This window comes from Mycobacterium sp. IS-1496 (assembly GCF_001499995.1).
GTDB lineage: Bacteria > Actinomycetota > Actinomycetes > Mycobacteriales > Mycobacteriaceae > Mycobacterium.
Window position 1 is genome coordinate 1 of the sequence record NZ_LQIU01000068.1, and the last position, 996, is coordinate 996.

Here is a 996-nt window from a genome sequence, read left to right on the forward strand (position 1 = left end):
TGCTGTTGCTCACCGGTTTCTGCGCGGGCGCGGGCGAGAACGGGTCCATCGCCAGGGCGACGGCCACGATGGCGAACGCCGCCAGCACCGCGACCGCACCCGCGGCCGCGCGCGCACGCCGCGACGGGCCGCGGCGGGGCGGCGGACCGACGGCCGACGGCGGCAGGGGCGCAGCGAGCACCCGGGTGGCCGGCCGGGCCGGCGGGATGACCGGTGCGGTTCCCCCGAACAGGGCGGTCTGGTCCCCGGCGAGAGCGGCGCGCATCTGCGTCGCGCTGCTGAAGCGCTGACGCGGATCACGCGTCATCGCCCGTTCGATGACGCCGGCGAGGATCGGGTCGACGTCGGAGCGGAACGCCGTCACCGGGGGCGGCGGTTCGTCCATGATCGCGCGCGCCACGCAGCCCGGGTTGTCCTGCGGGAAGGCCCGCCGGGCCAGCAGCGCCTCGTAGGCCATCACCCCGACGGCGTAGAGGTCGTCGGCGACCGAAGCAGGCGCACCGCTGATCCGCTCGGGACTCATGTACGCCAGCGTCCCGACGATCTGCCCGGTCATCGTGTGGGCGGCGCCGCCGGTCTTGGCGATGCCGAAGTCGGCCACCTTGAGGCTGTTGGCGTCGGATGAGAGCAGGATGTTCCCCGGTTTGATGTCGCGGTGCAGCACGCCCGCGGCGTGGGCGACCTCCAGGGCCGCGAGCACCTCGTCGAGCATCGCGCGCACCTGGGCGGGTGACATCGGACCCGCGGCGATGACGTCGCCGAGGGTGCGGCCGGGCAACCGCTCCATGACGATGAACGGCGTGCCGTCGTCCTCGCCGTAGTCGTGCACCGCGACGATGTTCGGATGCGTGAGGGCGGCGGCCGAGCGGGCTTCGGCTTCGAACCGGCTGCGCACCTCGGGCTGGGTCCGCAACGCCGGATGCAGCAGCTTGACGGCGACCGCGCGGTCGAGGCGCGCATCCCATCCGTCGCGGACCTCGGCCATCCCGCCGAGGC

The 996-nt window shown here is 74.1% G+C and carries 1 protein-coding gene; it reads right to left on the reverse strand.

Features of this window, described 5'->3' with window-relative positions; genetic code table 11:
* Window positions 1-996 (reverse strand): serine/threonine-protein kinase (locus tag AU195_RS23440; protein ID WP_059161417.1); only part of this gene is annotated, 996 nt, incomplete at both ends.